Below are 4,633 nucleotides of genomic sequence, written 5' to 3'. Positions count from 1 at the left end.
CGAGCGTTACGTTGCCTTGGAAGTCCAGGGAGACATTCGCCGGCTTGCCGTCCTTCGACGCCGTCGCGCGCCAGATGCCCTGATCGTCGAGCTTCAGTCCGGCCACGTCCGCGTAGCCGGCCTCTTCGATGCGGGACTTCGCCTGCGCTTCCGTGAAGCTGTTCTTGCCCGCGACCGGGGCAGCGGGATTGGGCTCGGTTTTGACCGCCGGGGTCGTCTGCGACGTCGTCGGCTTTTCACTCTGGGCGAATGCGCCGGATGCAGCGAGAAGCAGGCCGGCAGAAAGGATGACGATTTTCTTCATTGGTGTTTTCTCCAGTTGGGTGGAATAAAAACACGCCGAAAAGCCAGAGGTTCCAGGGATTAATTTGCAATGCTTTACCCTTGGAAACGGCAGTCGGAGCGCTATCGCGAGACGCGCTTTCACAAGTCGCCACACGGATGGGCGGTTACGATCAAGCGCATCGAGCCGTAGGGTGGCGGCTCCCGCGGCCCTGGTGGACCGCGGGCGGATGATGGGTCTCGAACTGGCGCTGACCATGTGGTGGCAGTCTTGGCCTCGTCGCGCCCAAGTTCGCCGGCGTTGACGCAGATTGCTTCCCCCATGCTTTTTGAGAACTGCGCGAACTTCCGATTGCGTTCGACCATCGCTTCTGTCGAGAGCCCTCGCCATGTCGAGGAAGTTGTCATTTCGACAGCTTCAAGAGGCTTCTGGCGCTTCGCAGTCGAGAGAGACAATATTTTGTCGACGCTTTCTTGAAACCGAAAAATCGCGATAACAGATCATTCCGGAGGGCTGCCCGCGAATGCCGCACGGCCGATAGGTTTCTGGAGATCGAACAATGGCCCCAAACGAAAGAGAGTTTACGCACGACCCGCTGGACGACGTGATATCCGCGACCCACATCCTCCATGATCACCTCGCGCATCCTGAAGACATACTCAGATGCGACTTGCTCGACGCGCGCGAGAAGCGGTCCATCCTCGCCTCCTGGGCGTCCGACCGATACGCCGTCGAGTCCATTCCGCAGCTTGGCCATCCGCCGCAACTTCCCGCAGTCCGCTATCGGAATATCGTCGACGCCCTGAAGAAGCTCGACCGGAGGCCGACGCCATGACTGCGTCGAAGACCGAGTTGGCTACACATCCCGAGGGACGGAACCTTGTCGACGCGCGATCCAGCTCTCCGAGGCAGTCCAGGGTGATGGCGACGAATTATTGGCGAACGCCCGTTCCAATGGGTTGAAAGGCATCATCGCCAAGCATCGCGACAGTCCCACTCGCAACGAACTTCTTCCTTGGAATCGGTGTTAAAGAGCAATCCCACCCGTGGTCGCACTTGGCTAACTGCCCGTGATAGAAACGCCGAGCGGACTTCAGAGCGTCTTTAGAAGGCGAAGCAGGGCGACCATCTCCATCGGAGTCCTCCTCTTGAAGGCGATGTAAGTTGGCACCTCCTCCCCGTGAAATCGCCGCTTGAAAGCCGCTTGGCCCCGAAGATTAAAGATATGCGTATTGACCCTGTCAGAGCGGAACGCTCGTTCGAAAAGCGCCCGCCAGAAGCGGCTCTCTGAAAATCCGCTTTCAGCAATGGCGGCAAGTGGCGACAAGCCTAGCGTCACGCGTGCGTGACCCTCCTCTCGAAAGCGGTCTGCGGCGAACTTGGTGAGACCGACCTCCGCATGAGGCGTTGTCCCCGCCAGCTTGCGTTTGAACGCCGCTGTGTAGCCCTTTACGACACCACCTTCAAAGATTGGATCGAAATCGAGGAGGGCAATGGGAGCGCCCTTCGGGTCCAATATGACGAAGCGGCGCATATGAGGCGACAGTTCCGGGAAGAAGGGTCGGTTCAGGAAGCGCATTTCCCGCCGGCTGACTATCCGTCCTGCACGCCAGTTGTCCGAGACCGCTTTGATCTGATCCGCCTGCGTTCTGGTCCCGTCGCATTCGATGATCGCATAACCCTGTTTGATCAACCAGCGCTCCGAATAACGGACCGTTTCATTCTTCTTTCCAGCAAAACTATGGGTATCAAACGAAAGGTGGGTATCGACACCCATATGGTTCACCCGGTATCCGAGCTCCGCCAGGACGGTTGCCGTTTCCCTGCCGATCTGCACAAAACATGGGTTCGCAGCGGCGGAAACGAAGTCTCTGATATATCGCTCACGATCCTGTTTGCACGCAACGGGGTCGCCAAGAACGAAGGTATGCCCCATCTTCGTGGCATACGCGAGATAGCCCTGCTCGTCCCCGAAATGCTTGAGATCACGCTGGACGGCAGTAGAGTAGGCGACCGCGAAATCTCCGTGCTTGCGGCACAGTTCCAGCCTCTTATCAGCAGAAACACTGGTGTTCGGGATGGCTGTCAGGCGACGATCCATAATCTCGTCGAAGAGTCGTCGGATGTTCGGCACGTCTATCCCCGGCAGGTTGAGCAACTACATGCTCATATTTTCGATTCGTTATCTAACGGAAAGCGAATATTAGCCCGCTCTTTTGTATAGCCTTCGGGTAGGTGTTGCCAGGACACCCGACTTTGCCCATGGTCGCCACATGGAATCATTGTCGCAGATCGAGCGGGCAGTCATCGTCGGTGCGGGCCTGGCAGGTCTTGCGGTGGCGTATCACCTGAAGCAGCGGGGGGTTAACGCGTTGCTATTGGATCGCGGCGAAGCCTTGGGAAGTTCTTGGCGTGCTCGCCACCCTCAACTCACATTGAACACACATCGCAGCGTCTCGCATTTGCCTGGATTGAAATTTCCTCCGATGACGCCCGCCTTCCCGAAGCGGGATGACGTGGTACGTCATCTTGACGATTTTGCCCGCCATCACGCGTTTAGAATAAACTACGGCGCGGATGTCACTTCGATACGGCAGTCTGATGGAAATTTCGAAATCAGTGTGAGCGGAGACATTATCAAGGCGGCGAACGTTATCGTTGCCACTGGGAGAGATAGAGAGCCTGTCGAGCCAGCCATTCAAGGCAGTGAGACTTTCAGTGGGATACGCTTGCACGCCGCAGCTTTTGGCGATGCAAAACAATATCGTGGCAAGCGCGTCCTCGTAGTCGGAGGCGGAAACTCGGGGTTCGACGTCGTCAATCACCTTTGCCGCGTTCCAACCGCCCAGATATGGCTGTCGGTGCGCTCAGGTTCGGCCATCCTTCCCAAGCGGCTCAAGGGAATTGCAGTTCATCGGCTCTCGCCGTTGATGGACCTGCTGCCTTCTTCGGCTTCCGATCTCGCTATCAAGATCACGGAGCGGCTCGCATTCGGCGACATACGGAAGCTCGGTCTGCCAGAGCCTGCCGTTGGTGCGGCGACAAGGCTCCGTCGTGAGCACGTTGCCATTCCCGTTGATGACGGAGCGATCCAATCGTTAAAGGATGGTCGGACGGAAATTGTCGGCGAGGTCGTGCGCATTGCCGGCGGAAAGGTGCTATTCGCCGATGGCGGAATGGCCGAGCCAGACTACTTGATTACAGCAACCGGATACTCATCGGGCCTAAAGAAGATGTTGTCGGACCTCGATGTTCTCGATGAACGAGGAAATCCTCTAATCGGCAAGAACGGTGCTGACAGTGGAATAGCCGGATTCTGGTTTGCGGGAATGACCCCAGGGCTGGTGAGCTACTTCTATAGTGCGAGCAGAGAGGCGAAGGCACTGGCCCGAGCTATCACGAAGCGATAATGCGGCACTATGGAGGAAATGCCACAAGGACATGAGTCCTTCATTGTCAACGCAACCGTATTACCCGTTGTGTCTCGCCAACGGTGTCTTCATAGATTGGGGCCGCATTGTGGGTAATCCAAGAGACAGAACTAGATTGCCCTGGATGGCATCCAGGCATTTTTACTGCCGCGCTCATCACAAGCATGAGAGGGGCGAAATCTTCGCTTCTATGCCAATCCATTATACCGACCGTCTGCAGGGATAGCCGCCCTTGTTCTCCTAAGAAGCGATGTCTGACATGGATCGACACGAGGATGCCTTGGTCCGGCTGCTGATCTGACAGCAGAATATCCTCTGTCCGAAAGGAACCAGACGGCTTCAGTCGCGCATTCTCGTCCTCGATCCGCGTCAGCCGCTTCATCCCCGGCGGCAGCATGTCACCAGTCATGCCACTGAACAGCAGAACTACGTCTTCGCCCAGCCAGCCGACACTGATCGCCGCGATCGAGTTCCACGATAGACAGACGACGGCAATTTGCGTCATATATCCTACAAGGGCCTGTGCGAGGTCCAGGATAGTGCCGCAGTTTATGCGCTCGATTGAGACGCACAGCAGGAGCGAAGGCAGGGCAATTTTTTTCTGCGAGCCCTCTTGAATCCAGAAATGTCAAAAACCAAATCAATTTCCGCCAGTCGCTGATGAAGGGCTGGCCTTGCTGGGAGCGCCGTCTTTCGGCGCTCCCGTACCCATGTTGCTTCAAGGAGGATATGGCTATGGCAACATCTTACGACTACGCACCGCTGTTCCGCTCGAGCGTCGGCTTCGACCGGTGACCTGCCACTGAACTTTCATCCAGCTGCGATTGGAGCCTCGGGGGTTTTGAATACGCCAAGTGGCGCGGTGTGAGCAACCGGCGGAAACGCGAAGCTTTCATCTTGCGCAGCGTTGGAGCCGGTT

The 4,633-nt window shown here is 57.0% G+C and carries 4 protein-coding genes and 1 pseudogene; 3 read left to right on the top strand and 2 right to left on the bottom strand.

Features of this window, described 5'->3' with window-relative positions:
* Positions 1 to 304 (bottom strand): PepSY domain-containing protein (locus HJB84_RS33360; RefSeq protein ID WP_221117977.1); only part of this gene is annotated, 304 nt, incomplete at its 3' end.
* 538 nt (positions 305 to 842) lie between these two features.
* Between HJB84_RS33360 and HJB84_RS33355 the strand changes: the two genes are divergently transcribed.
* Positions 843 to 1,118 carry a hypothetical protein gene (locus HJB84_RS33355; RefSeq protein WP_221117975.1) on the top strand — a complete coding sequence of 92 codons (276 nt, stop codon included), beginning with the start codon at positions 843 to 845 and terminating at the stop codon, positions 1,116 to 1,118.
* 258 nt (positions 1,119 to 1,376) lie between these two features.
* Here the strand turns inward: HJB84_RS33355 and HJB84_RS33350 are convergent, their stop codons facing one another.
* Complete coding sequence (locus HJB84_RS33350; protein WP_221117978.1) at positions 1,377 to 2,417, bottom strand: phosphatidylglycerol lysyltransferase domain-containing protein; 1,041 nt, start codon at positions 2,415 to 2,417, stop codon at positions 1,377 to 1,379.
* Positions 2,418 to 2,556: 139 nt separating this feature from the next.
* Here HJB84_RS33350 and HJB84_RS33345 point away from each other — a divergent pair, with 139 nt between their 5' ends.
* Both HJB84_RS33345 and HJB84_RS33930 read left to right on the top strand, forming a co-directional pair.
* On the top strand, positions 2,557 to 3,693 hold the full coding sequence (locus tag HJB84_RS33345) for an NAD(P)/FAD-dependent oxidoreductase (protein ID WP_221117973.1): 1,137 nt from the start codon (positions 2,557 to 2,559) through the stop codon (positions 3,691 to 3,693).
* Between the two features lie 422 nt (positions 3,694 to 4,115).
* Positions 4,116 to 4,279: pseudogene (locus HJB84_RS33930) on the top strand (ATP-dependent DNA ligase); the annotation flags it as partial.
* Positions 4,280 to 4,633: the final 354 nt, after the last annotated feature.

Origin of the sequence: Rhizobium sp. NZLR1b, assembly GCF_019685155.1 — a bacterium.
GTDB lineage: Bacteria > Pseudomonadota > Alphaproteobacteria > Rhizobiales > Rhizobiaceae > Rhizobium.
Note: the sequence above shows the minus strand (reverse complement) of the source record. Positions and strands in the feature narration are given on the sequence as shown.